This is a genomic window from Streptomyces sp. NPDC055962 (assembly GCF_042270185.1).
Lineage (GTDB): Bacteria > Actinomycetota > Actinomycetes > Streptomycetales > Streptomycetaceae > Streptomyces.
Genome location: NZ_JBHJYN010000001.1, coordinates 365,069 through 390,549 on the forward strand (window position 1 = coordinate 365,069; position 25,481 = coordinate 390,549).

Sequence of the window (25,481 nt, forward strand, 5' to 3'; positions counted from 1 at the left end):
GCGACCAGGGGCTGCCGCGGTCGCCGGCGTGGAGCACCTCGCCGCCGCGACGGGGCAGGATGCCACCGGACAGCGCCTCCGCGTAGGCGGCGCAGGACTCCCGGCCCCGTCCACGCGCTCGCTCACACACTCTCCGCACCGCCGCACCGCACCGAGGCAGCGGACGGCGGACACCGGAGCCCTGCCGTGCACAGCATCCCGGCGGGGAGGCCGGGACCCGGCGTCGGAGTCCGGCCTCCCCGCCGGCGCATCGCGGAACCAGCCATAGCGCCGGTCCGTCTCATCCCTCGGTCTCCGGCCACCCCGCCGCGCCCGCCCCCACTCGGAGGGGATACGGGCGAAACCCCTTCCCACCCAGCGGGGCAAGGGCCGTCGGGCTCCGGGCGATCTTCCCGTGCCACCGGAATGACACACAGCGAAACGTCCGCTTAACGAACACGGTATTTCCGGCAACGGACGACTTCCGGCCAATGTGTTGACGCGGTCCTGACACGCACATGCTCCGGCTGACACTCTTCCCCCGTTCCACGCACCGCCTGCTCTGCGCACCGCCCGCTCCGCCCGGTCCGCTCACCCAGTGGTCCGTAAGCCCCCCTCGCAGAAGGAGTCCGCGTGAGACCCACGCCCAGCCGTCGTGCCACCGCGACCGGCGCTCTGATAGCCGCAGCAGCTCTCCTCGCCGTCGGAATGCAGGGCGGTGCCGCAACGGCCGCCTCCGACGGCGCGTCCGCGGCGCCCGCCGCCGCGGTGAAGGGCGCCGACCCCGGCGCGCTCCCCGCGAAGCTCTCCCCCGCCCAGCGCGCCGAGCTGCTCAAGGAGGCCAACGCCACCAAGGCGGCCACCGCCGAGGAGCTCGGGCTCGGCGCCACGGAGAAGCTCGTGGTCCGCGACGTCGTCAAGGACGTCGACGGCACCACCCACACCCGCTACGAGCGCACCCTCGACGGCCTCCCCGTCCTCGGCGGCGACCTCGTCGTCGCCGAGTCGAAGGCCGGGAAGACCGAGGGCGTCACCAAGGCGTCCAAGGCGACCGGCGCGCAGCTGAAGGCGGTCGGCACCGCCGCCGACGTCGCGCCGGCCACCGCCGAGAAGCAGGCGCTCACCGCGGCCCGGGCCGACGGCTCGAAGAGCACCGAGGCGAGCACGGCCCCGCGCAAGGTCGTCTGGGCGGCGAGCGGCACCCCGCAGCTCGCCTACGAGACCGTGGTCGGCGGCCTCCAGCACGACGGCACCCCGAACGAGCTGCACGTCATCACGGACGCCTCCTCGGGCGCCAAGCTGTACGAGTGGCAGGCCATCGAGACCGGCACCGGCAACACCCAGTACAGCGGCCAGGTCACGCTGGGCACCTCGGGCTCCTCGGGTTCGTACAACCTGACCGACGCCGCGCGCGGCAGCCACAAGACGTACAACCTGAACCGCGGCACCTCGGGCACCGGGACGCTCTTCTCCGGCGCGGACGACATCTGGGGCAACGGCAGCGCCTCGAACACCGAGACGGCCGCCGCCGACGCGCACTACGGGGCCGCGGAGACCTGGGACTTCTACAAGAACGTCATGGGCCGCACCGGCATCAAGGGCAACGGCGTCGGCGCGTACTCCCGCGTCCACTACGGCAACAGCTACGTCAACGCCTTCTGGTCCGACAGCTGCTTCTGCATGACCTACGGCGACGGCAGCGGCAACCTGGCCCCCCTGACCTCGCTGGACGTGGCGGCCCACGAGATGACGCACGGCGTCACCTCCAACACCGCCGGCCTCAACTACAGCGGCGAGTCCGGCGGCCTCAACGAGGCCACCTCGGACATCTTCGCGGCGGGTGTGGAGTTCTACTCCAACACCGCCACGGACCCGGGCGACTACCTCGTCGGCGAGAAGATCGACATCAACGGCGACGGCACCCCGCTGCGTTACATGGACAAGCCCAGCAAGGACGGGGCGTCCAAGGACAGCTGGTACTCCGGCCTCGGCTCGATCGACGTCCACTACTCCTCGGGCCCGGCGAACCACTTCTTCTACCTGCTCTCCGAGGGCAGCGGCGCCAAGACCGTCAACGGGGTGTCGTACAACTCCCCGACCTCCGACGGCCTTCCGGTGACCGGCATCGGCCGGGACAAGGCGCTGCAGATCTGGTTCAAGGCGCTCACCACGAAGTTCACCTCCACCACGAACTACGCGGCGGCCCGCACCGGCACCCTCGCGGTGGCCGGTGAGCTGTACGGCACGTCGAGCGCCGAGTACGCCGGCGTGGCCAACGCCTGGGCCGCCATCGCCGTGGGCTCCCGCCCCGGCGGCGGCACCGACCCGGGCGGCAAGGTCTTCCAGAACACGACCGTCAAGGCGATCGCCGACCTGAGCACCACCAACTTCCCGGTCGTCGTCAGCGGCGTCACCGGCAACGCGCCCAGCACGCTCTCCGTGGCGGTCAACATCACCCACACCTACCGCGGTGACCTCGTCCTCGACCTGGTCGCCCCGGACGGGACGGCGTACCGCCTGAAGAACTCCTCGTCGAGCGACTCCGCGGACAACGTGGTGGCGACCTACACGGTCAACGCCTCCTCCGAGGTGGCCAACGGCACGTGGAACCTCAAGGTCCAGGACGCCTACTCGGGCGACACCGGCACCTTCAACAGCGTCAAGCTCACCTTCTGAGCACCGGCCGGGGGACGCCGGAGCGGGCGGCCCCCGGAACGGACGACCGAAGGGACAGGACGGCCCCGGGAGCGTGCTCCCGGGGCCGTCCCGCGTGCGTCAGTGCGCGGAGTCCGGGCCCCGTCCGGGGATGTTCTGCTCCGCCCAGACGATCTTTCCGGTCGCCGTGCGGCACGAACCCCACCTGCGGCAGAGCAGGTTGATGAGCTGGAGCCCGCGGCCACCCTCGTCGCTGACGTCGGCGTGCTGGATCTGCGGCAGGTCCGGCCCGGTGTCGGCGAGCTCCACCTGGAGCCGCTCGTCGCACAGCAGCCGGAGCCGGCCGGGGCCTCCGCCGTACCGCAGGGCGTTGCCCACCAGTTCGCTGACCACCAGCTCCGTCACGTCCGCGAGTTCGGCGAGGTCCCAGCGCGCGAGCTGCTCGGTGACCAGCTTGCGGGCCGTGGAGGCCGGGTTGCCCTCCGTGGGCAGGTCCCACTCCCGCAGCCTGACCCCGGGCGCGAGCTCGTGGCCCCCGGCGACCAGCAGCACCGCCTCGTCCAACCGGCCGTCGTCGGGCCGCGGCGAGGTCAGCGGACCGCCGGCGTCGAGCCGCTCCGGTGCCATCGCGGCCACCGAGGTGCGCAGGCCCTCCAGCTGGACGTCCACGTCGTCGGTGCGCGTCTTGATCAGCCCGTCGGTGTAGAACACCAGCCGGCCGCCCACCGGACCGCGCACCCGCAGCGGGTCGTACGGGATGACCCCCGCGCCCAGCGGTGCTCCGACCGGCACGTCCAGGTAGCGGGCGGTGCCGCCCGCGTCCACCAGGAGGGGAGGCGGGTGGCCCGCGCTCGCAAGGGTGTAGCTGGAGTCCGCGGGGTCGTAGACGGCGCAGAGGCACGTGGCGACCTGGTCGTCCTCCAGGTCGCGGGTGGCCAGGTCGAGCCGGGCGAGCAGCCGGTCGGGGGCGATGTCCAGCATCATCAGGGTGCGGGCGACGGTCCGCAGCCGGCCCATCGTGGCGGCGGCGGGCAGGCCGTGTCCGGTGACGTCGCCGACGACCAGGGCCGTGCGTCCGCTGGGGAGCGCGACCACGTCGTACCAGTCGCCGCCCACCCCGTGCGCGTCGACGGCGGGTGCGTAGTGGGCGTGCACCCGCAGGCCGGGGGTGTGCGGGGTGGCGCGCGGCAGGAGGGAGCGCTGGAGCGAGACGACATGCTCGCGCTCGCGGCCGTAGAGCCGGGCGTTGTCCATGAACACGGCTGCCATGGAGGCGAGTTGGGTGGCCAGCTCCAGGTCGGCCCGGTTGAACGGCGGGCGGTCCCCGGCGCGCACGAAGTCGGCGGAACCCAGCAGGACGCCCCGGGCGACCAGCGGCACGGCCAGGTAGCTGTGGACGCCCTGACGGCGCATCGCCGCCTCCGCGCTGTCCGTCGGCGCGACGAGGGTGTAGTCCTGCGGTGTCATCCGGCTGACCAGCACGGGGCGGCCGTTGCGCAGGCATTCGGTGGTCAGCAGCGTCTCGCGGCGCTCCCGCCGGTCCACCACCTCGCCCACCGGGGAGGGTTCGAGCTCCTGCAGCGCGTCGACTGCCCGGACCGCCATGGCGCGGGTGACGGGCACCGCGGCACCGGTGACCCGCTCGCCCTCCTCGCCGCGCAGCACGGACTCCAGCAGGTCGACGGCGGCGGCGTCGGCCAGCCGGGGAACGCTGAACGCGGCCAGTTCCTCGGCCGTGCGCTCCAGGTCGAGGGTGGTGCCGATCCGGGTGCCGGCGGCGTTGAGCCAGCGCATCCGGGCGGCGGTGGTGAAGCGGTCGCCCCGTGGTGACACGGCGGGTTCCGGGCCCCGGGCGTTCAGTTGCCGGGACGTCCCCTTCTGCGCGGCCAGCCGACGGGTCAGGCGTCTCGCTCGGCCTCCGCCGCCGTTCACCGTGCTGACCTCCACTCGCGTCCGCAGGACGCCTCGCTGTCACGTCGGTGGCCGCGAGGCCACACGGGCAGGGGTGCCATGGTAGCGAGATCGGGGCGAAAGCACCCCTGCCGGTTGCCCGTCGGCCGCCGGACGGAGGCGGGCCCGGCGCGGGGGACGCGCCGGGCCCGCCGTGGGAGCGGGAGGTGTCAGCGCAGCAGCACCCCGCCGCCGTCCCCCGTGGAGGCGCTCGGCACCGCGACCAGGCCCAGTTCCGCGCCCGAGGCGAGCAGCGGATGCGAGGGCAGGACACGCACCGTGTAGCCGTACGGCCCCGTGCGGTCCAGGGCGAGCGGACCCTCGTACAGCCAGCGGCCCTCCAGGTCGTGACCGCCCGCCGGCTTAAGCGGGAACGTCTGGGCCTCGGCGATCGCGTCCCCGGAGTCGACCCGCCCGGCGACGACCTGCACCTCCACGTCCTCCGGGTCGAGGCCGCCCAGGGCGATCCGGACCCGCAGCGCCAGGGTGGACCCCAGCTCGGCGGAACCGCCGACGACCGTGTCGGCCGTGGCCTCCACGTGGTCGACGGCCACCTGCGGCCAGGCGGCCCGGATCCTGGTCTTCCAGGAGGCGAGCGCACGGGCGGCCGCGGGTTCCAGCGCCCGGCGGGACAGCGCCGCGGGCGCGTAGAGCCGCTCCACGTACTCCCGCACCATGCGGCCGGCCAGGACCTTGGGCCCCAGGGTGACGAGGGTGCGGCGGACCATCTCGATCCACCGCTCGGGCAGGTCCTCCGCATTGCGGTCGTAGAAGCGGGGGGCGACCCGGTCCTCGAGCAGCGCGTAGAGGGCGCCCGCCTCCAGTTCGTCGCGCCGTTCCTCGTCGGTGGCGGAGCCGTCGGCGGTGGGGATCGCCCAGCCGAAGTCGGGCTCGAACCACTCGTCCCACCAGCCGTCGCGCACGGAGAGGTTGAGGCAGCCGTTGAGCGCGGCCTTCATCCCGCTGGTGCCGCACGCCTCCAGGGGGCGCAGCGGGTTGTTGAGCCAGACGTCGCAGCCCGGGTAGAGCTTCTGCGCCATCCCCATGCCGTAGTCCGGCAGGAAGACGATGCGGTGGCGCACGCGGGGGTCGTCCGCGAACCTCACCAGCTCCTGGACCAGCCGCTTGCCGCCGTCGTCGGCGGGATGGGCCTTGCCGGCGACGACGATCTGGACCGGACGCGTCGGGTGGAGCAGCAGCTCCCGGAGCCGGTCGCGGTCGTGCAGCATGAGCGTCAGCCGCTTGTACGACGGCACCCGGCGCGCGAAGCCGATGGTCAGCACGTCCGGATCGAGCACGTCGTCGATCCAGCCCAGCTCGGCGGTGCCCGCGCCGCGCCTGCGCCAGGAGGCGTAGAGCCGCTTGCGCACCTCGGTGACGAGCTGTTCGCGCAGCCCCCGGCGCAGCTCCCAGATGTCACGGTCGGGGACCCGTGCCACGGCGTCCCACCGTCTGGGGGCGCCCGCCGTCCCGGCGTCCGTGCCGGTCCCCCCGCCGACGTCGGCTCCGGCGAGGGCGTTCTCCGCGCGTTCGGAGCCGAAGGTGCCGGCTCCGAGCCGGAGAACCTCGGGGGCGACCCAGGTCGGGGCGTGGACCCCGTTGGTCACCGAGGTGATCGGCACCTCGGAGGGGTCGAATCCCGGCCACAGCCCGGAGAACATCTCCCGGCTGACGGAGCCGTGCAGGGTGGAGACCCCGTTGGCCCGCTGGGCGAGCCGCAGCCCCATCACCGCCATGTTGAAGAGGTCGGGCTCGCCCCCGGGGTAGGTCTCCATGCCCAGGCGCAGGATCCGCTCCACAGCGACCCCGGGCAGCTCGCCGTCGTCACCGAAGTGCCGTGCCACGAGCTGCCGTTCGAAGCGGTCTATCCCGGCGGGCACCGGGGTGTGGGTGGTGAAGACGGTGCCGGCCCGCACGGTCTCCAGGGCGGCGTCGAAGTCGAGGCCCGTCTCGGAGAGCTCCCGGATGCGCTCCAGGCCGAGGAACCCGGCGTGCCCCTCGTTGGTGTGGAACACCTCGGGGGCGGCGTGCCCGGTCAGCCTGCAGTAGGTGCGCACCGCGCGCACCCCGCCGATGCCGAGCAGCATCTCCTGGAGCAGCCGGTGGTCGCTGCCGCCGCCGTAGAGCCGGTCGGTGACGTCGCGCTCCCCCGGTGCGTTCTCCTCGACGTCGGAGTCGAGGAGGAGCAGGGGGACGCGCCCGACCTGGGCCTGCCAGACCGAGGCGTACAGCGAGCGGCCGCCCGGCAGGGCGAGGACCACCCTGCTGGGGGTGCCGTCGGCCTCGCGCAGGAGGGTGAGCGGCAGCTCGTTGGGGTCGAGGACGGGGTAGTGCTCCTGCTGCCAGCCGTCCCGGGAGAGGCTCTGGCGGAAGTAGCCGTGCCGGTAGAGCAGGCCGACCCCGATGAGGGGGACGCCCAGGTCGCTGGCGGCCTTCAGGTGGTCGCCCGCCAGGATGCCGAGCCCGCCCGAGTACTGGGGCAGGGCGGCGGTGACCCCGAATTCGGGGGAGAAGTAGGCGATGGCCGCGGGGAGCTCCGCGCCCTGGGAGAGCTGGTCCTGGTACCACCTCGGACCGCCGAGGTACTCCCGGAGGTCCTCGGACACCTCGGTGAGCCGGCGCATGAAGTGCTGGTCCCCGGCCAGCTCGCCGAGGCGCGCGGCGGAGACGGCGCCGAGCAGGCGCACGGGGTCGGCGTCCGCGGGCCGCCAGCCCTCCGGGTCGGCCGCCTGGAAGAGCTGTTGGGTCTCGTTGTGCCAGGACCAGCGCAGGTTGCGGGCGAGGTCGCTGAGCGGTCGCAGGGGTTCGGGGAGGACGGGACGCACGGTGAATCGACGAATGGCCTTCACGTATCCCACCTTTACAGGGGACGTACGGATCCGAGGGGACGCACGACGGTGGGCGCCCTCTCCGTCACCCTCGACGGTAGCGGTGTGCCGCCGTGCGCAACCACGGCGCGCGCCCGGCTCAGTGGGTCCTCCGCCGTGCTGTCCGCCCGCCCCCGTCCCGGGCACAGCACCGAACGCGCCCTCCCTCCGCAGACTCCTGCGCCACTCCTGTCACAGGCTTGTCTGCGACACCTGCGGCCCCTCCCGCCCCATGGGCCAGATGCGCCAGTTACGTACCCCTCTGTCACGGGCGATATGGCTGATTTCCCCTCCACACGCGGACTTGTGGCACCCCGCACCACAGGGAAGGCTTCGGAGGTGCCCGCGTGACGGCCGGGGGACCGGCGCGCGGCCCACAGCGCGTGCGCCAGGTGCACCCAGGAGTTAACACGCCGCCGGGTTGGCAGCCCGAACGCGGTGGGAAGGCTCCCCCGGTAACACCCCCCGCGCTGCACATCCCAGGTGCCCCGGTCCGAGGTCGAACCCCCGTGCACCTGCCATTCGAGTCCATTCGAGTGAACGCGGACAGGAGCGGCCATGCCCACAGCCCGCCAGCCGACGACCGAGCAGCTACAAAGGACGCAACCCCACCATCGCGGCGCGCGCGGTCAGCCCTTCACGCCCACGTCGCGCGCCGTGCATGCCGAGCTCCGACCCCCAGGTGATTCCATGATCGGTCGCATTCCCGTCCTGGACGTCCGTCCGCTCGTCGACTGCGGCAGACGGCCCGCCAAAGCCGTCGCGGGCGAGACCTTCGAGGTCAGCGCCACCGTGTTCCGCGAGGGGCACGACGCCGTGGCCGCCAACGTCGTCCTGCACGACGCGAACGGACGGCCCGGGCCCTGGACGCCGATGCGCGAGCTCGCTCCCGGCACGGACCGGTGGGGCGCCGACGTCACTCCGGAGTCCGAGGGCCGCTGGACGTACACGGTCGAGGCGTGGAGCGACCCGGTCACCACCTGGCGCGCCCACGCGCAGATCAAGATCCCTGCGGGCATCGACACGGCACTGGTCCTGGAGGAGGGCGCCGAGCTCTACGCCCGCGCCGCCGAGGGCGTGCCCAAGCAGGACGGGCGCGAGGCCGTGCTGGCCGCCGTCGACGCGCTGCGCGACACCGGCCGCCCGGCGGCCTCCCGCCTCGCGGCGGCCCTGACCGCCGAGGTGGACGAGGCGCTCGGCCGTCATCCCCTGCGCGAGCTGGTCACCGCGTCCCGGCCGCTGCCGCTGACCGTCGAGCGCCGGCGCGCCCTGTACGGCTCCTGGTACGAGCTGTTCCCCCGCTCCGAGGGAGCGCGCCTGGAGGAGCCGGCACCCCCGAAGCCCGCCCGGAAACCGCGTGCCACGAAGACGGCGAAGACCGCCGCCGCCACACGGAAGAAGAGCCCGGCGGTCTCCGCGGAGCTTCCCCCGCCCGCCCCCCGGCTGGTCAGCGGCACGTTCCGCACCGCCGCCGAGCGGCTTCCCGCCGTGGCCGCGATGGGGTTCGACGTCGTCTACCTCCCGCCCGTCCACCCCATCGGGACGACCCACCGCAAGGGCCCGAACAACAGCCTCACCCCCGGGGCCGACGACCCCGGCGTGCCCTGGGCCATCGGTTCGGCCGAGGGCGGGCACGACGCCGTGCACCCGGACCTCGGCACGATCGAGGACTTCGACCACTTCGTCGCGACGGCCCGCACCTTGCGGATGGAGATCGCGCTCGACTTCGCCCTCCAGTGCTCCCCGGACCACCCCTGGGTGACGGAGCACCCGGAGTGGTTCCACCACCGCTCCGACGGATCGATCGCCTACGCCGAGAACCCGCCCAAGAAGTACCAGGACATCTATCCGATCGCGTTCGACACGGACCTGCGCGGGATCGTCGCGGAGAGCGTGCGCATCCTGCGGTTCTGGATGGAGCACGGCGTCCGCATCTTCCGCGTCGACAACCCGCACACCAAGCCGGTGGTCTTCTGGGAGAAGGTGATCGCCGACATCAACCGCACCGACCCGGACGTGATCTTCCTGGCGGAGGCCTTCACCCGCCCGGCGATGATGCGCACGCTGGCCTCGGTCGGCTTCCAGCAGTCCTACACGTACTTCACCTGGCGTAACACGAAGCAGGAACTGACCGAGTACGTGACCGAGCTCTCGGGCGAGAGTTCCTCGTACATGCGGCCCAACTTCTTCGTGAACACGCCCGACATTCTTCCCGGTTACCTCCAGGAGGGCGGGCGGGCGGCCTTCGCCGCCCGGGCCGTGCTGGCCGCGACGCTGTCCCCCTCCTGGGGTGTGTACGCGGGCTTCGAGCTGTACGAGAACACCCCGGTGCGTCCCGGGAGCGAGGAGTACCAGGACTCCGAGAAGTACCAACTCAGGCCCAGGGACTGGGAGTCGGCGGAACGTGAGGGCCGCTCACTCGCTCCCCTGATCACCTCCCTCAACCGGATCAGGCGCCGCCATCCGGCACTCCAGCAACTGCGCGACGTCCACTTCCACACGGTCGACAACGAGGCGCTGATCGTCTACAGCAAGCGCTCCGGTCCGGACACCGTCCTGGTGGTCGTCAACCTCGACCCTCACCACACCCAGGAGGCCACGGTCTCGTTGGACATGCCGCGGCTCGGCCTCGACTGGCACGAGAGCGTGCCGGTGCGCGACGAGCTCACCGGCGACACCTATCACTGGGGCAGGGCCTTCTATGTGCGCCTCGAGCCGGGCGTCACGCCCGCGCACATCGCGGTCCTGCGACCGTCCCCGCCGACCGGAGGGTCACCCACGCAATGATCGTCAATGAGCCCGTCCACGACCTGTTCGAGGACACTCCCGCCAAGGACCGCGACCCCGACTGGTTCAAGCGCGCCGTCTTCTACGAGGTACTCGTCCGGTCCTTCCAGGACTCCAACGGGGACGGCGTCGGTGACCTCAAAGGCCTCACCGCCAAGCTGGACTACCTGCAGTGGCTGGGCGTCGACTGCCTCTGGCTGCCGCCGTTCTTCAAGTCACCCCTGCGCGACGGTGGTTACGACGTATCCGACTACACCGCCGTGCTGCCCGAATTCGGCGATCTCGCCGACTTCGTGGAGTTCGTCGACGCCGCGCACCAACGCGGCATGCGCGTGATCATCGACTTCGTCATGAACCACACGAGCGACCAGCACGACTGGTTCCAGCAGTCCCGCACCGACCCCGACGGGCCCTACGGCGACTACTACGTCTGGGCCGACGACGACAAGCAGTTCCCGGACGCGCGGATCATCTTCGTCGACACGGAGACGTCCAACTGGACCTTCGACCCGGTCCGCAAGCAGTACTACTGGCACCGGTTCTTCTCGCACCAGCCCGATCTCAACTACGAGAACCCGGCGGTGCAGGAGGAGATCATCTCGGCCCTGCGCTTCTGGCTGGACCTCGGTATCGACGGCTTCCGGGTCGACGCCGTGCCCTACCTCTACCAGCGCGAGGGCACCAACTGCGAGAACCTCCCGGAGACCCACGACTTCCTCAAGCGGGTCCGCAAGGAGATCGACGCCAACTACCCGGACACGGTCCTGCTGGCCGAGGCCAACCAGTGGCCCGAGGACGTCGTCGACTACTTCGGCGACTACACGGCCGGCGGCGACGAGTGCCACATGGCCTTCCACTTCCCGGTCATGCCCCGCATCTTCATGGCCGTACGGCGCGAGAGCCGCTACCCGGTCTCGGAGATCCTGGCGAAGACCCCGGAGATCCCGGCCGGCTGCCAGTGGGGCATCTTCCTGCGCAACCACGACGAGCTGACGCTCGAGATGGTCACGGACGAAGAGCGCGACTACATGTACGCGGAGTACGCCAAGGATCCGCGGATGCGGGCCAACATCGGCATCCGCCGGCGCCTCGCGCCGCTCCTGGACAACGACCGGAACCAGATCGAGCTGTTCACGGCGCTGCTGCTCTCCCTGCCCGGCTCCCCGATCCTCTACTACGGGGACGAGATCGGGATGGGCGACAACATCTGGCTGGGCGACCGCGACGCCGTGCGCACCCCGATGCAGTGGACACCCGACCGGAACGCCGGCTTCTCCTCCAGCGATCCGGGGCGGCTCTACCTCCCCACGATCATGGACCCGGTCTACGGCTACCAGGTCACCAACGTCGAGGCGTCGATGGCGTCGCCGTCCTCGCTGCTGCACTGGACGCGCCGGATGATCGAGATCCGCAAGCAGAATCCGGCGTTCGGCCTCGGCTCGTACAGTGAACTGCCGTCGTCGAACCCGGCCGTCCTCGCGTTCACCCGCGAGTACAAGGACGATCTCGTGATGTGCGTCCACAACTTCTCGCGGTTCGCGCAGCCCACCGAGCTCGATCTGCGGGACTTCGACGGGCGTCATCCGGTGGAGCTGATCGGCGGCGTGCGCTTCCCGGCCGTCGGTCAGTGGCCCTACCTGCTGACCCTGGCGGGACACGGCTTCTACTGGTTCCGGATGCGGAAGGATGCCCCGGTCGGCTGACCACCGGTGACGGCCGGCTGACGGCGCCTCACCGCCGAGGCGCCACCCGCGGGGCGGTTTCCGCCGCCCCGCACGGGGCACTCTCCCCCATATCGAGCGCTTCCGGGCTCCATCGGGCTCTCCATGGCCCCTTGATCGAGTCCGTACGGACTTTCCTCACCCGACACGTCCCGCACAGCCGGACAGCCATTGCCGCAATCCGGGACACTCTTCGCATCCTGTGGTGTGCCCGGGGAAAGGACGCGATGCCATGTCGGAGGCTGCATCCACTCGAGTCGCCCTGGCGAAGAACACAACATCGAGAAAGACGACAAGAAGACATTCGACGAGTTCCACGGGAACGACGGCGCTGCTGCCGTCGCTCGCCCCGCTGCTCCACGAGTGGGTGCCCCGGCAGCGGTGGTTCGCGGGCAAGGGGCAGCCCGTCACCGGGTTCTCCCTCGTCGCCGCCACCGAGATACTGCCTCTGGACACCGCGGGCACGGGGCCCGGGCTGCTGCACCTGCTCGTCCGGGTCCACCAGCCGGGCGGACGGGCCGCACCGGACCGGGGTGACTGCTACCAGCTCCTGCTCGGCGTGCGCACCACCCTGCCCCCGCGGCTCGCCGACGCACGCATCGGCCAGGTCCCGGAAGGCCCCCTGGCGGGCCGCACCCTGTACGAAGGACTGCACGATCCGCGCGTCGCCGACCTCCTGCTGGAACGATTCCGTAACCCCGGATCCCTCGGCCCGCTCCGCTTCGACCGCGCGGAACCGATCCCGCCGGGACTCACCCCGCGCGTCCTGGACACCGAGCAGTCCAACTCCTCGCTCGTGTACGGCGACGCCTTCATCCTGAAGATCTTCCGGCGGGTCTTCCCCGGCACCAACCCCGATCTCGAACTGCCCCTCGCGCTCGGCCGCGAGGGCTGTGGCCGGGTCCCCGCCCCGGTGGCCTGGTTCGAGGCGGCGACGGGTCCGGAGCCCCTCACGCTCGGCGTGCTGCAGCCCTTCCTGCGCGGCGCGCAGGACGGATGGCAGCTCGCGCTCGCCGCCCTGGCCGCGGGGCGGGACTTCGTCCCCGAGGCGCACGCGCTCGGCCGGGCCACCGCCGAGGTGCACACGGCCCTCGCCGCCGCGCTGCCGACACCCCCGCTGGCCCAGGACCGGACCAGGGACCTGGTGGCGGGGATGGTGGAGCGCCTGGAGGCGGCCGCCCAGGCGGTCCCGGCGCTCGTCCCGTACGTGCCGGGCCTGCGCACCGCCTTCGACGCCGTCGCGGCGCTCGGAGGTACGGGGCGCGGCTGGCCCGCGCAGCGGGTCCACGGTGACCTGCACCTGGGCCAGACCCTGAGGGGCGACGACGGCTTCTGGTCGCTGATCGACTTCGAGGGCGAGCCGGCCAGGCCGCTGCCCGAACGCCGCAGCCCTCAGCCACCGGTGCGCGATGTCGCGGGGATGCTCCGGTCCTTCGACTACGCGGCACGCTCGCACCATCCGTGGAACCCCGAATGGGCCGCCCGCTGCCGGGCCGCGTACTGCGAGGGCTACGCGAGCGCGGCGGGCTCCGACCCGCGCGGCGAGCCGGAGCTGCTGCGCGCCCATGAGACCGACAAGGCCGTGTACGAGGTGCTGTACGAGGCACGGCACCGCCCCGACTGGCTGCCGGTTCCGATGGCCGCGATCCAGCGCCTGGCCGCCACACCCGCCTGACCTCCGCTTCCCACCACTCCCCTTCCGAGGAGGCAGTCTCTGTGACCGCCCGCAAGCCGTCCCGCAAGTCACCCGAGCCCATCGAGGTCCCGCCCACGGCCAAGCCGGTGACCACCGAGGTCACGGCGGCCGCCCCGGCCGACCCCGCCTCTGCCGTCCCGGCGGCGGAGCCCTCCGCCCCGACCCCCGCCAAGCGCCCCCGGGCCCGGAAGACGGCCGCGGCGGCCACCGGTGCCCCGCCCCGCCCCCGGCGCGGAGGAGGGAGCAAGAACGTCCTGCCCGCGACCGCCCTGGACGACGCGGACCGGGGCCGGCTGCTCGCCGGCGAGCACCACGACCCGCACGGGGTCCTCGGCGCGCACCCGGTGCCGGCCGGAGTGCTCTTCCGGGTGCTGCGCCCCTACGCCCGCTCGGTGACCGTGCTGGTGGAGGGCAAGCGGACCGGGGCCGAACTGCAGAGTGACGGCGACGGCTTCTTCTCCGGGGTGCTGTCCCTGCCGGCGGTGCCCGAGCGCTACCGCCTGCGGGTCGCCTACGAGGACAACACGATCGAGGTGGACGACCCGTACCGCTTCCTGCCGGCCATCGGTGAACTCGACCTCCACCTGATCGGCGAGGGCCGGCACGAGGAGCTCTGGAAGGCGCTCGGGTCCCAGCCCATGGAGCACCAGGGCGTGACCGGCACCCGCTTCACGGTGTGGGCACCGGACGCCCGCGGGGTCCGGGTCACGGGCGACTTCAACTACTGGGACGGCACGGCCTTCCCGATGCGCTCGCTCGGCTCCACCGGTGTCTGGGAGGTGTTCCTGCCCGGTGTCGGCGAGGGCGCCGTCTACAAGTACGACATCTGCCGGCCCGACGGGTCGCACACCCAGCGGGCGGACCCGATGGCCCGCCACACGGAGGTCCCGCCGGCCACCGCCTCGGTGGTGACGGCCTCGCACCACCCGTGGCAGGACGCGGACTGGATGGCGCACCGCGGGGACCGCCCGGTGCACGAGGCCCCGTTCTCCGTCTACGAGATCCATCTGCCGTCCTGGCGGCCGGGCCTGTCGTACCGTCAGCTCGCCGCGCAGCTCCCTTCGTACGTGAAGGAGCTGGGCTTCACCCACGTCGAGCTGATGCCCGTCGCCGAGCACCCCTTCGGGGGGTCCTGGGGCTACCAGGTCACCGGCTTCTACGCGCCGACGTCCCGTATGGGCACCCCGGACGACTTCCGCTTCCTGGTCGACGCGCTGCACGCGGCGGGCATCGGCGTCCTCATGGACTGGGTGCCGGCCCACTTCCCGCGCGACGACTGGGCGCTCGCCGAGTTCGACGGCCGCCCGCTGTACGAGCACTCCGACCCGAACCGGGCAGCGCACCCGGACTGGGGGACCCTGGAGTTCGACTACGGCCGCAAGGAGGTCCGCAACTTCCTGGTCTCCAACGCCACGTACTGGTGCGAGGAGTTCCACATCGACGGCCTGCGGGTCGACGCGGTCGCCTCCATGCTCTACCTCGACTACTCCCGCGAGGACGGCCAGTGGTCGCCGAACGAGTTCGGGGGCCGGGAGAACCTGGACGCGGTCGCCTTCCTCCAGGAGATGAACGCGACGGTCTACCGGCGCAACCCGGGGGTCGTCACGATGGCGGAGGAGTCGACCGCCTGGGACGGCGTCACCCGCGCCACGGACTCCGGCGGCCTGGGCTTCGGCCTGAAGTGGAACATGGGCTGGATGCACGACTCCCTCGTGTACGTCTCGAAGGAGCCCATCCACCGCAAGTACCACCACAACGAGATGACCTTCTCGATGGTGTACGCGTACAGCGAGAACTATGTGCTGCCGATCTCGCACGACGAGGTGGTGCACGGCAAGCAGGCGCTGGTCAGCAAGATGCCCGGCGACTGGTGGCAGCAGCGGGCCAACCACCGTGCCTACCTCGGCTTCATGTGGGCGCACCCCGGCAAGCAACTCCTCTTCATGGGACAGGAGTTCGCCCAGGGAGCGGAGTGGTCGGAGGGCCACGGCCCGGACTGGTGGCTGCTCGACGAGACGTACGAGGCCTCCGGCGACCACCGGGGCGTGCGCACCCTGGTCACGGACCTCAACGCGGTCTACAACGCGCTGCCCGCGCTCTGGCAGCGGGACACCTCCCCGGAGGGCTTCAGCTGGATCGACGGCGGCGCCGCCGAGGACAACGCGTTCTCGTTCGTGCGGTACGACGCGGACGGATCACCGCTGATCGCGGTCTCGCACTTCTCCCCCGTGGTGCGGCAGGACTACCGGATCGGTGTGCCGGACGGCCCGGAGGCGTGGGTGGAGGTCGTGAACACGGACGCCGCCCGCTACGGCGGGAGCGACGTGCGCAACGAGGAGCCCCTGAAGCCGGAGGCGGTGCCGGCCCACGGCAGGGACACCAGCATCACCCTGACGCTCCCGCCGCTCGCGACGGTGTGGCTGCGTCCGGCCTGACGGCGCGAACGGCCGGAGGGGCCCGCACCGCCAGGGGCGGTGCGGGCCCCTCGCTGTGAGGGCGCCGGCATGCCGACCTCCCGCGATCTCGGCTCTTGGGGCAGCGAACGGTGCGTGGCCTCACATCAAGCCCCACCGAGGCGCCGCACAACCATGGTTGAGCACCAGCGCCGGCTTGTGCGAGCGGGACTCACCCGTCCTACCACCGGGCTACGGCCTGCCAGCCCCGCGCAGCGAGGAAAGCACCAGCCGCCCGTACCGCGTCGCGAGAGCACCGGCGGTCACGACCACGGAGATCCCGAGCGCAACGAGTAGGTGGCTGACGGATTCGTCGCCGACAACCTGGAGCACGCCGAGCGACGTCCCGAGCGGCAGGCCCAGGACCGTGAGCGCTCCCAGAGCGCCGCTGATCTGCTGACTCTCCTGCGTCTGCACCAGACGACTGTAGTCAGCGGCCTCCGCCAGGATCTCGCCGAAACGGTCAGGAAGCCGATGTTGGTTCTGGAAGGCGAGCAGCAACTCGTTGGCTGGGCCGTGGGCAGTCAGGTGCTGGCGCCAATAGGTGCTTCGGAAGGCCGCGATGCTGCGCTCCAGCGTGGCGACTCTCCGTGCCAGCCGCCTGGCATCGAAGACATCCGAGAGTTCGTCGGTGAGTTCGTCGATATGGTCACGTTGCAGGGACCCGAGCAGCAGCGCGTCCAGGTAGACGGTGCGCGAGTGCAGGGCTCCGAAAGCGTAGAAGTCTCCATCCCCCGTGTCGGCTCGGTGACCGAGGAAGGCGGCTCCCTGCCGCAGCACCAAGGCACTCCAGTCTGCCGAGATGCGCACGGCATTACCGAGCTCCACGGCGGCAGTCTCCGGGGCGAGTGGGAAGTCGGCCGGGGTCGACCGTGACGCCAGCTGCCAGAGCCAGCGATCGGCAGTGTCCGGAAGTTCCCCTTCATAGCCTGCACGAAGTGCAGGACCGTGAGAGGCCTCGGGGGTGAGGAAGGCGACGGTGTAGGGGCGGGAAAGGGCGAAAGTCCCGGTCCCACTGGTGACCTCGGCCAGGCCGGCCAGGAGCACCGCAGGATCCAGCGGACCGATGAGCATCGGGGCGTCGCCACCGGCGGCAGCCCGTCCGGCTATCGCTCGCACTACAGGCAGGAGCGGTCTGGTCACCGTGAAATGCATTACTGCGAAAGCATGTTCAGGATTTCGGGCGGTGGCAGTGCGCAGTAGCTCCATTCCGATGAGGTGCACGCCGTCATGCACGACCGACATCGGCCGGTACCAGCGGCGGGGCCTGCCCGGTGCGCCGTACAGAACACGCGCGCATGCAGGGGCGAAGTACGTCGCCCTCGTCTCGGCGTCGGTGCGACGGCTACCCAGCTCGAACGGAAACGGACCCGGTTCCCATTCCGGAGTTCGCAGCAGGCGCACGGGCACGACAACCGTCAGCTCCTGACGAGCACCGGTGACGGTCTCGAGGGGGAGCGGCGCGGTCATCCGTAGTACTCGGACGGGTCCGGCTGGTCGAGCCGGATGACGAACTCCGCCCGGTCGGGGCTGGCGTCCGAGACGTAGAAGCGGACTCGTTCTCCTGTACGGATGGTCCGAAACCCCTCGGTAACGATCTGCCGGTAGTCGAAGCCGTAGTACCGCTGGTCCTCGCCATCCTGAACGATGTAGGACCCGAGGGTGCCGTTCACTCCCCCACCGCTCGCCCGCCGGTCGATGATCGTTCCGTGGCGAGGCTCGCCGCTCATATCGTCGTCTCCTCCGTGACCGTGACATCTTCCACGCACCGGAATCCCACCGCGTTGCTCCCGCCGCGTTTTCGGTAGATCCCCTTGCTGCTCACCTGCACCGCGCGCATCGGATTGTCATAGCTGCCGCCGCAGATGACGGCCTCACCGGGATCGCCAAGACTGGTGGAGGTCCACTCCCAGCAGTTACCAACCATGTCCTCAATACCGAACGGAGATCGGTTACCGGGACGTTCGGCCGCCGGGCTCACCCATGCCCTGCGCACAGCGTCACCCGCGAAGTCCTCGTACCAGGCTTGGTAGGTGACAACAGAGTGCCCGACCCATGAGTCCGCGCAGTTGACCAGATCGGCGTCCGGGACATCACCCCACGGGAACAGCCGTCCGTCCGTACCGCGCGCCGCGGCTTCCCATTCCAGGGACGTGGGCAGCCTCTTGCCCTCGAACGCAGCGAAGGCGTAGGCGCTCCACCAATTGACGCAGACAGCCGGGTACGCGTCGAATCGTGCGTCCGCGTAGTAGCCGGCCTCGCGCAACCGGTCGGTCCACGGGTGGTGCGTGACATTGGCCGGCTGGTCGGGATGGTCCCATGGAGAGGTACCGTCGCTGTTGAGCGCCTGGAGGAAGCGCCGGTAGCGCGCCACGGTCACGGCGTGACGATCGAAGCGTACGGATCGCGGTACTCGGCGCAGCAGCAGCCGTTCCGCGGGGCCGACGAGATATGTCCCGGCGGGCAGGACACAGTCGTCGGTCGCCGGGCTCCCGGGCAGGCCCGCGAGGAACGCCCGTACCTGTTCGGTGAGAAATGCGCCGCCCGGTACACCCGCTGCCGTGTCCCGGTGTTCGGCCTCAGCGAGATACCTCGCAGCCAGAAGCGCCTGGTAGGCGGTGTGCACGAAGGCGACTTGGTCGCTGCCCGCCTGGCGTAGCAAGGGAAGGAATACGCAGGCGTCGAAGGCGAGCCGCCCGTCGGTGAACGCGCTCATCCCCAACGACCGGTGCAGGTCGAGAAGGGAGAAGACGGTCTGGTCGGTCATGAAAGCGTGTCCGAATGAAGCGGTCATGCGTTCTTCGATGTCTGTTCGGCTATGCGCGGCCAGTGTCTGCGTGATGTGTGCACCAAGGATGTCGGCGAGGGGCTGATCAGGAGGAAGTGCCAGTGCCGTTGTGAGTCGCCTTTCCAACGGTGTCGCATCAGGTTCAGCGAGGCGTACGAGGTGGAAGTGCGGGACCCTCGCCGGGTCGACTCCATTGGCGTACATCTGCTCGACAAGCTGCTCGGAACGGCCTGCTCCGCTGTCCAACAGTTGGCGAACCTGTGGTGAATCTGCCAGAAAGGACACCCTCGAGCTCATGACCACGGCGGACTCGGCGGAGAGCACAGCCGCGAGATCCGCGAAGAGCCGCAGGAAGCCGGCAGGGCTTGATTCCTCTACAGCTTCGTCGACCGCGTCGAGAATGCAGAGCGCGGTGCCTGAGCGGATCAGGTAGAGAAAAAGGTCGTAGGCACGGGAGCGGTCCGATGCCATGGACGGCGCCAGTAGCCGCCCGACGTACTCCGAGAACGGCTCGTCCTTGGGTTTGAGCCCGAGATCGAAGTAGAAGCGAAACTGCCGCGTTTCAGGGTTGGACGCCAAGGAGCGCAGAAGAGTGGTTTTACCGCTTCCGGAGCGGCCGGTGACGAGCACGTTGGCGCTGCCCCCAGCGAGGCGGGTGAGCAACTCCGCTGCATCCTCGGCCTCCGCCATCCGGGATTCGCCGGTGTACGGGTCGGTGCTCAGTACCGCTGCGCTGACTGGGGCATGGAGCTCTGGGTGCTCGATCAGGGACGAGATGGCCCCGATATGTGTATCGATGTTGATCAGTGTCTCGACGAAGCCTTCGTAACGGACGATACGGAAGTCGAGTCCGAGCAGGTCGTGAAGGGCGCCGGGGGCCGCGCTGCCATTGTCGTCCTCCAGGACGACGAACCTGGTGAGCTTGGGCAACCGGGTCCGCAGCAATTCGCCACCGGTGGTGGCGAGGACCGTGCTCAGGTCGTCGGCCTCCCGGGAGAGCATGAGTTCTACATACTCGAACCGCATGCCTGATTCGCGGCAGAACAGCTGGTAGACGGTATCGGGGCTGAGAACGAAGCGCTTGGCCTGCCGATAGCCCAGGGTGACGTACAGACCCGCCAAGAACTCACAGCGTCTGGCCACCTCCGGGGCCACATCAGGTTCTCCACCGATGAGCGCCGTACTTCCCGTGTCAGTGAACCAGACCAGCACATCCACGAGGCGGCGTACCGCCAGCAGGCCGTCCTCGTCACTGATGTCGTATCCGTCATGGGTGGAGCGGTTGCGGAGCCGGCGGATGTCGTCGAGGGCGTCCATCACCGTGCTGCTGCGGATGTGCGGACGGCAGCGCTTGACCAGATCGTTCAGCGCCTTGGTCGTGGGGTCGCCCTCGATGCTGTGGTGGCGCCATAATTCTTTGAGGAGCTTCTCGGTCAGCTTCCCGACGAGCGCCACGGCATTCTCGGGATAGCCGTCGTTGAGACTGCGCAGGGGGCGCTCGAGGTCGAGCCCGAGGTGGTCCGCGATCCGCGAATGATCGTCCAGTTCGCTCCGGAGCCGACGCAGCCGTTCATCAACCACAGTACTCACTCGCCCCCACCTGGCCGCTTCTCCGCTTCGCCCAGGACGAAGGCGAATCGGTCGGGAAACACAAGAACGGGCTCGGGGTGAGCTGCGCTCATCTCTTCGATGCCCCTTGCGATCTCACTGTCGCTGAACGTGGAGAGCAGCGACATGTAGCGAGCGCGCACCATGCCGAAGTACCTGTCCCGGTCGATGCGCAGCTCGTGCTCGACGTGGGTGAGCCCGGCCTTCATTCCGGCGGCTTCCAGATGCCCCACGATGTCGGCTGGGTCTGGCTGGAGCTCTTCGAAACGGGTGAGTGCCGCATCGAACAGCGGATACCGGATGGCGGCCGGGAGCATAACCACCAGGAGGCGTCCACCGGGCGCCAGCCGAGCGGCAAGTCCTCGCAGTGTCCGCGCCGGGTCCGGGAGATGGTGAACCGACTCCTTCAACCACATCGCGTCGAGCTGGCCCTGCGGCAGATCGACGTCGCCCTCGGCGATGGCCTCCGCCGAGGCAACGACCGGCATCAGACCGGACGGGGGCGGCGTGCCCATCTGACGCAGCATCGCTTCCGACGGGTCCGCACAGAGAACAGGGTGGGTGGGCCTGACAGCCTTCACCACCTCTCGCGCGAACAGCCCCGTCCCACAACCGATGTCGGCTATGCGATCGGTGGCCGTAAGCCTTAGCGCTTCGGCGATGCGGGTCGCCATCCAAGGGATGTAGCTGGGCCCGTACACCCAGTGATCGTCGTACTCGGCGGCGAGTCCTTCGTAGTGCCCTCGTACGTCACGCCGCTCCACGGTCCCCCCCTCGTACGTCACCGACCCTGATGACGTCCTGGCCGGCGCCAGGCTATCGCGGAGTGCGCAGCCACCAACAGCGTGTAATGCGCCGCTTGTATTGCTCGGCCGGGCGAGCGGATCCGGAATCCCGCCGGCGGCCGCTGCACAACGAATTGACGAATCCCCCCGAAAGGCGGCAGGGCGAAAGCACCATCGGGCAACGCGTGTCCCTACCGGAGCTGCCTCCATTCGTTGGCCGGAGCGTCGAGCCCCAGGGGCGAAGCCTGGCCGCCTGCTGGTCCTCACACACGTGATCAGCCGACGCCCGGTGTGTCGCCGAAGCCTGTCAGGGGCCCCGAGGCGGTCGACGGGCAGTCACGGACAGCCGGGCAGGGTCCCCAGTCCTTCCATGTGCCCGTGACCGCCCGACGTTCACACCCCCGCCGGCAGCACGTCCTCCAGTTCCTGGAGAAGCCGGCGCTTCGGGCGGGCCCCCACCATCGACTTCACCGGTTCGCCGTCCCGGAACACCATCAGCGTCGGCATCGACAGCACCGCGTACCGGCTCGTGATCGCCGGGTTGTGGTCCACGTCGATCTGCACGATCTTCACGCGGTCCGCCTCCTCCCTCGCGATCGAGCCGAGCACCGGGGCGAGCTGGCGGCAGGGGCCGCACCAGTCGGCGGTGAATTCGACCAGGACCGGCAGACCGGCTCCCAGGACCTCGGCGTCGAACGTCGCGTCGGTGACCTCGGCGACACCTTCTGCGTGGATCATCCCTCGTCCTCCCAGTTCAGTTCACATCGTGGTTCGGGGCCGCCCGGAACCCCCGCCGACGCCTCCAGCTCGGCGCGCGCCAGCTGGGCGCCGACCTCGGCCCGGACGCCCTGGAGCTGGCCGATGAGCGCGTCGAGCTCACCGAGTTTGCGGCGGTAGACGGCCAGCGAGGCGGGGCAGGCGTCGCCCGCCGGGTGGCCGGCACGCAGGCAGTCGACGAACGGACGGGTCTCCTCCAGGTCGAACCCGAAGTCCTGGAGGGTCCGGATCTGCTGGATCAGCCGCAGATCGCTCTCGTCGTACGTGCGGTAGCCGTTCTCCGCGCGGCGTGCGTGCAGCAGTCCGCGCGATTCGTAGTACCGCAGCGTCCGTGTGGTCGTACCGGCGCGTTCGGCCAGTTCCCCGATTCGCATACCGCGACGGTAATCCTTGACGTCGGCGTCAAGGCAAGGGCGGCGGGACGGGCAACCGCGCGTCCCGGTCGGCCGGCGCTCAGCGGGCGACGGTGAGGAAGCAGGTGTAGGAGCCCTCCACCGTCGTCTCCGTCCCGCTGCCGGGTTCCCCGTCCATGGTGACGGACACGCCCACCTCCGACTGCCCCTGCATGCTGAACCCGTCCGCGTAGCGTCCGCCGCGCCGCCAGTCCTTCGGCGCGGCGGCGTCGACGCGCCCGCACTCCTCCCTGCCGTAGCGGTCGCCGTTCCCGACGTTCCGTCGGCCCTGGAAGGCCCGGTCCACCTGCACCTGGCCCAGTACGCGAATGTCGTGCTGCTTCGCGCAGTCCACGGGCCGGACGATCTCCTGGGTGCCCAGCCCTGTGCCACCGGTGGACGCGCACCGGCCCGCCTTCAGCGTGGCGACGGGCGCCAGCACCTCTCCGGCGTCCTCGACCGGCGCGTCGCCGGAGGGGCGCTCGCCCTTCACCGGCTCGCCGAAGGCGCTGAGTTCGTACGCCGCCCGCAGCCTCTCCACCCCGGCGAGCATGCCCTGGTCGTGCAGCGCGGCAAGGACGGGCGCGAGGTCGGCGGTGGCCGAGGCCAGCCTCCCGTCGGCGTCCAGCTTCACCGTCAGCCCCACGGGCTCCGTCCCCCAGGCGTCGCCGGCGCCCCGCAGGTGACGCGGCAGGAGCTCGCCCGCCACCTCGGGCAGCAGGGTCACCCGGTAGACCCGGCTGCCGTCCGCCCGGCGCTCGGGGGCCTCCCGGGGGATGGTGCGCGGGACGAGGTCCGCGAGGGTCCCGCTGTACGGCGCCGCGTCCCCGGCCGCATGGCCGGCGACCTCGGCCGTGGCCACGCCGAACCTGCTGACGGCTTCGGGGGTGTACTTCAGCCAGGCGGAGCGGCCGTTGCGGACGTAGACGTCGTCGTCCGCCGTGGCCAGCACCTGCCGGCCCTCAGGAACCGCACCCCTCAGGTACTCCAGCATGCCCTTCGGGAAGGTGCGGGGGGCGTCGAAGCCGGTGTCCGCGTGTGACGTGCCCCGCCCGTAGTCCTGACTCCCCCGTACGCGCTGCACCGCGTCGCCGCCCGCCGTGCCGTACGTCAGCATCGAGACGAAAGCGGCGGTGCCCGCGCCCCGGGTGGCGTCCGTCGCGGCCTGGAACTGGTCGGCCAGCGGCTGCCCGTAGACCGCCTCGCCCGCCGGGGCCTCTTCGCCCGCGCCGCATCCGGCGGTCCCGACGAGGACCGGCAGCAGAAGCGCGATCATGGCTCTTCGACGTCGTACGGCGTTCAGCGTCCCCACCCCTTGTGCCTGGTCGCAGCAGTGATCATCCGCGAACGCGCCCTGCGGGACCAGCACGGAACGATCACGCCCGGCCACATTCCGGCACTTCCGGACCATGCGTCCCCTGACCGGCCACTCCGCGTTCCGGCTCCTGCCGGAGGATCTGTGAGACGGCGACGCCGGATCCCCGGACCGGTGGCGGAGACCGCCGCGGGAACGTGACGACGCGGCCGGCACGGGACCCCCGTACCGGCCGCGTCGTCACGTACTAGGCCTTCGCCAGCGAGGGCTGCTCCTCGCCGCCGTCCCTGGCCTCGGGGACCTGGGGTTCACCGCTGTGGGCGTCGTCCGTCATCGTCTGCTCGTCGAAGGGGAGGGCGCCGGAGAGGACCCGGTCCACCCGCTCCCTGTCGATCTCCTTGGTCCAGGTGCCGACGAGCACCGTGGCCACCGCGTTGCCCGCGAAGTTCGTCAGGGCGCGGGCCTCGCTCATGAAGCGGTCGATGCCGACGATCAGCCCGACGCCGTCGACCAGTTCGGGGCGGTGCGACTGGAGGCCGCCCGCGAGGGTCGCCAGGCCGGCGCCGGTGACGCCCGCCGCGCCCTTCGAGGCGATCACCATGAAGACCAGCAGCGAGATCTGCTCGCCGATGCTCAGCGGGTCGCCCGTGGCGTTGGCGATGAAGAGCGAGGCCATCGTGAGGTAGATCGCCGTGCCGTCGAGGTTGAAGGAGTAGCCGGTCGGCACGGTGATGCCGACGACGGGCTTGCTGACGCCCATGTGCTCCATCTTCGCGATCAGCCGCGGCAGGGCCGACTCGGACGAGGAGGTGGAGAGGATCAGCAGGAACTCACGGCCCAGGTACTTCAGCAGCGAGAGGATGTTGACCCCGGCGACCAGGCGCAGGATGGCGCCCAGGACCACGAACACGAAGAGCGCGCAGGTGACGTAGAAGCCGACCATGATGATGGCCAGGGACTTCAGCGCGTCCACTCCGGTCTCGCCGACGACCGCCGCCATCGCGCCGAACGCGCCGACCGGGGCCGCCCACATGATCATGGCGAGGATGCGGAAGACGAGGCGCTGGATGTGGCCGATGCCGCGGATGACCGGCTCTCCGGCCGACCCCATCGCCTGGAGTGCGAAGCCCGCGAGCAGGGCGATGAGCAGCGTCTGGAGGACCTCGCCCTCGGTGAAGGCGGACACCATGGTGGTGGGGATGATGCCGAGCAGGAAGTCCACCGTGGACTCGCTGTCGCCGGCCTGCGCCTCGCCCGCGGCGCGGGCCGCCTCGGTGAGGTGGAGGCTGGAGCCGGGCTCCAGGAGGTTGCCGACGACCAGGCCGATGGCCAGGGCGACGGTCGACATCACCAGGAAGTAGCCGAGGGCCAGACCGCCGACGGCGCCGACCTTGGCGGCCTTCCGTACGGAGCCGACCCCCAGCACGATCGTGCAGAAGATGATCGGCGAGATCATCATCTTGATGAGGTTGACGAAGCCTGTGCCGATCGGCTTGAGCTCCACGGCGAAGTCCGGAGCGACCAGGCCCACCGTGATGCCCAGAACCACGGCGGCGATCACGGCCAGGTAGAGATAGTGGGTGCGGTCCCGTCGTGCGGCTTTCTCTGCCACGGGGGTCTCCTCGGGTATGCGTCGGCTCCCCGTCCCTGGGGGCCCCGGTGACTATTCACTGCCCTGTGACGGCCGTCACCCTTGCGTTCATATCGT

The 25,481-nt window shown here is 70.6% G+C and carries 15 protein-coding genes; 5 read left to right on the plus strand and 10 right to left on the minus strand.

The features are described from left to right. Positions 1–612 precede the first annotated feature (612 nt). On the plus strand, positions 613–2,655 hold the full coding sequence (locus ACFC51_RS01625; protein WP_376369106.1) for a M4 family metallopeptidase: 2,043 nt from the start codon (positions 613–615) through the stop codon (positions 2,653–2,655). A gap of 99 nt (positions 2,656–2,754) precedes the next feature. Here ACFC51_RS01625 and ACFC51_RS01630 read toward each other — a convergent pair whose 3' ends face one another. Together ACFC51_RS01630 and glgP are read right to left on the minus strand one after the other, a co-directional pair. After that, positions 2,755–4,566, minus strand: coding sequence for a SpoIIE family protein phosphatase (locus tag ACFC51_RS01630; RefSeq protein WP_376526456.1), 1,812 nt, complete (start codon positions 4,564–4,566; stop codon positions 2,755–2,757). Between the two features lie 188 nt (positions 4,567–4,754). Then, a complete protein-coding gene (gene glgP, locus ACFC51_RS01635) occupies positions 4,755–7,433 on the minus strand; it encodes an alpha-glucan family phosphorylase (protein ID WP_376526459.1) in 2,679 nt (892 codons plus the stop codon). A gap of 708 nt (positions 7,434–8,141) precedes the next feature. Between glgP and ACFC51_RS01640 the strand changes: the two genes are divergently transcribed. The 4 genes from ACFC51_RS01640 (at position 8,142) to glgB (ending at position 16,090) form a co-directional block, all read left to right on the plus strand. Beyond that, a complete protein-coding gene (locus ACFC51_RS01640) occupies positions 8,142–10,238 on the plus strand; it encodes an alpha-1,4-glucan--maltose-1-phosphate maltosyltransferase (RefSeq protein ID WP_376526462.1) in 2,097 nt (698 codons plus the stop codon). Continuing rightward, on the plus strand, positions 10,235–11,941 hold the full coding sequence (treS, locus tag ACFC51_RS01645) for a maltose alpha-D-glucosyltransferase (RefSeq protein ID WP_376369102.1): 1,707 nt from the start codon (positions 10,235–10,237) through the stop codon (positions 11,939–11,941). The genes ACFC51_RS01640 and treS overlap by 4 nt, the downstream gene beginning before the upstream one ends. A gap of 250 nt (positions 11,942–12,191) precedes the next feature. Then, positions 12,192–13,634 carry a maltokinase gene (locus ACFC51_RS01650; RefSeq protein WP_376526465.1) on the plus strand — a complete coding sequence of 481 codons (1,443 nt, stop codon included), beginning with the start codon at positions 12,192–12,194 and terminating at the stop codon, positions 13,632–13,634. Between the two features lie 41 nt (positions 13,635–13,675). After that, positions 13,676–16,090, plus strand: coding sequence for a 1,4-alpha-glucan branching enzyme (gene glgB / locus ACFC51_RS01655; protein ID WP_376526468.1), 2,415 nt, complete (start codon positions 13,676–13,678; stop codon positions 16,088–16,090). 210 nt (positions 16,091–16,300) lie between these two features. Here the strand turns inward: glgB and ACFC51_RS01660 are convergent, their stop codons facing one another. The 8 genes from ACFC51_RS01660 to ACFC51_RS01695 all read right to left on the minus strand — a co-directional run bounded on the left by ACFC51_RS01660 (position 16,301) and on the right by ACFC51_RS01695 (position 25,385). Then, a complete protein-coding gene (locus tag ACFC51_RS01660) occupies positions 16,301–17,578 on the minus strand; it encodes a hypothetical protein (protein WP_376526471.1) in 1,278 nt (425 codons plus the stop codon). Further along, positions 17,575–17,838: a hypothetical protein gene (locus ACFC51_RS01665; protein WP_376526474.1), complete on the minus strand. Its 264-nt coding sequence runs from the start codon at positions 17,836–17,838 to the stop codon at positions 17,575–17,577. Before ACFC51_RS01665 ends, ACFC51_RS01660 begins: the two co-directional genes overlap by 4 nt. After that, a complete protein-coding gene (locus ACFC51_RS01670) occupies positions 17,835–20,486 on the minus strand; it encodes an SUMF1/EgtB/PvdO family nonheme iron enzyme (protein ID WP_376526477.1) in 2,652 nt (883 codons plus the stop codon). Before ACFC51_RS01670 ends, ACFC51_RS01665 begins: the two co-directional genes overlap by 4 nt. Further along, positions 20,483–21,178, minus strand: a complete 696-nt coding sequence (locus tag ACFC51_RS01675) for a class I SAM-dependent methyltransferase (protein ID WP_376526480.1) — start codon at positions 21,176–21,178, stop codon at positions 20,483–20,485. The genes ACFC51_RS01670 and ACFC51_RS01675 overlap by 4 nt, the downstream gene beginning before the upstream one ends. A 504-nt stretch (positions 21,179–21,682) precedes the next feature. After that, complete coding sequence (trxA, locus tag ACFC51_RS01680; RefSeq protein ID WP_376526483.1) at positions 21,683–22,027, minus strand: thioredoxin; 345 nt, start codon at positions 22,025–22,027, stop codon at positions 21,683–21,685. Then, positions 22,024–22,440 carry a MerR family transcriptional regulator gene (locus ACFC51_RS01685; RefSeq protein ID WP_376369098.1) on the minus strand — a complete coding sequence of 139 codons (417 nt, stop codon included), beginning with the start codon at positions 22,438–22,440 and terminating at the stop codon, positions 22,024–22,026. Before ACFC51_RS01685 ends, trxA begins: the two co-directional genes overlap by 4 nt. 79 nt (positions 22,441–22,519) lie before the next feature. Then, the gene (locus tag ACFC51_RS01690; protein ID WP_376526485.1) at positions 22,520–23,734 is read right to left on the minus strand and encodes a hypothetical protein; all 1,215 of its coding nucleotides are present in this window, start codon (positions 23,732–23,734) and stop codon (positions 22,520–22,522) included. Between the two features lie 286 nt (positions 23,735–24,020). Continuing rightward, positions 24,021–25,385 (minus strand): cation:dicarboxylate symporter family transporter, encoded by a 1,365-nt coding sequence (locus tag ACFC51_RS01695; RefSeq protein ID WP_376369096.1) that lies wholly within the window; start codon positions 25,383–25,385, stop codon positions 24,021–24,023. Positions 25,386–25,481 lie beyond the last annotated feature (96 nt).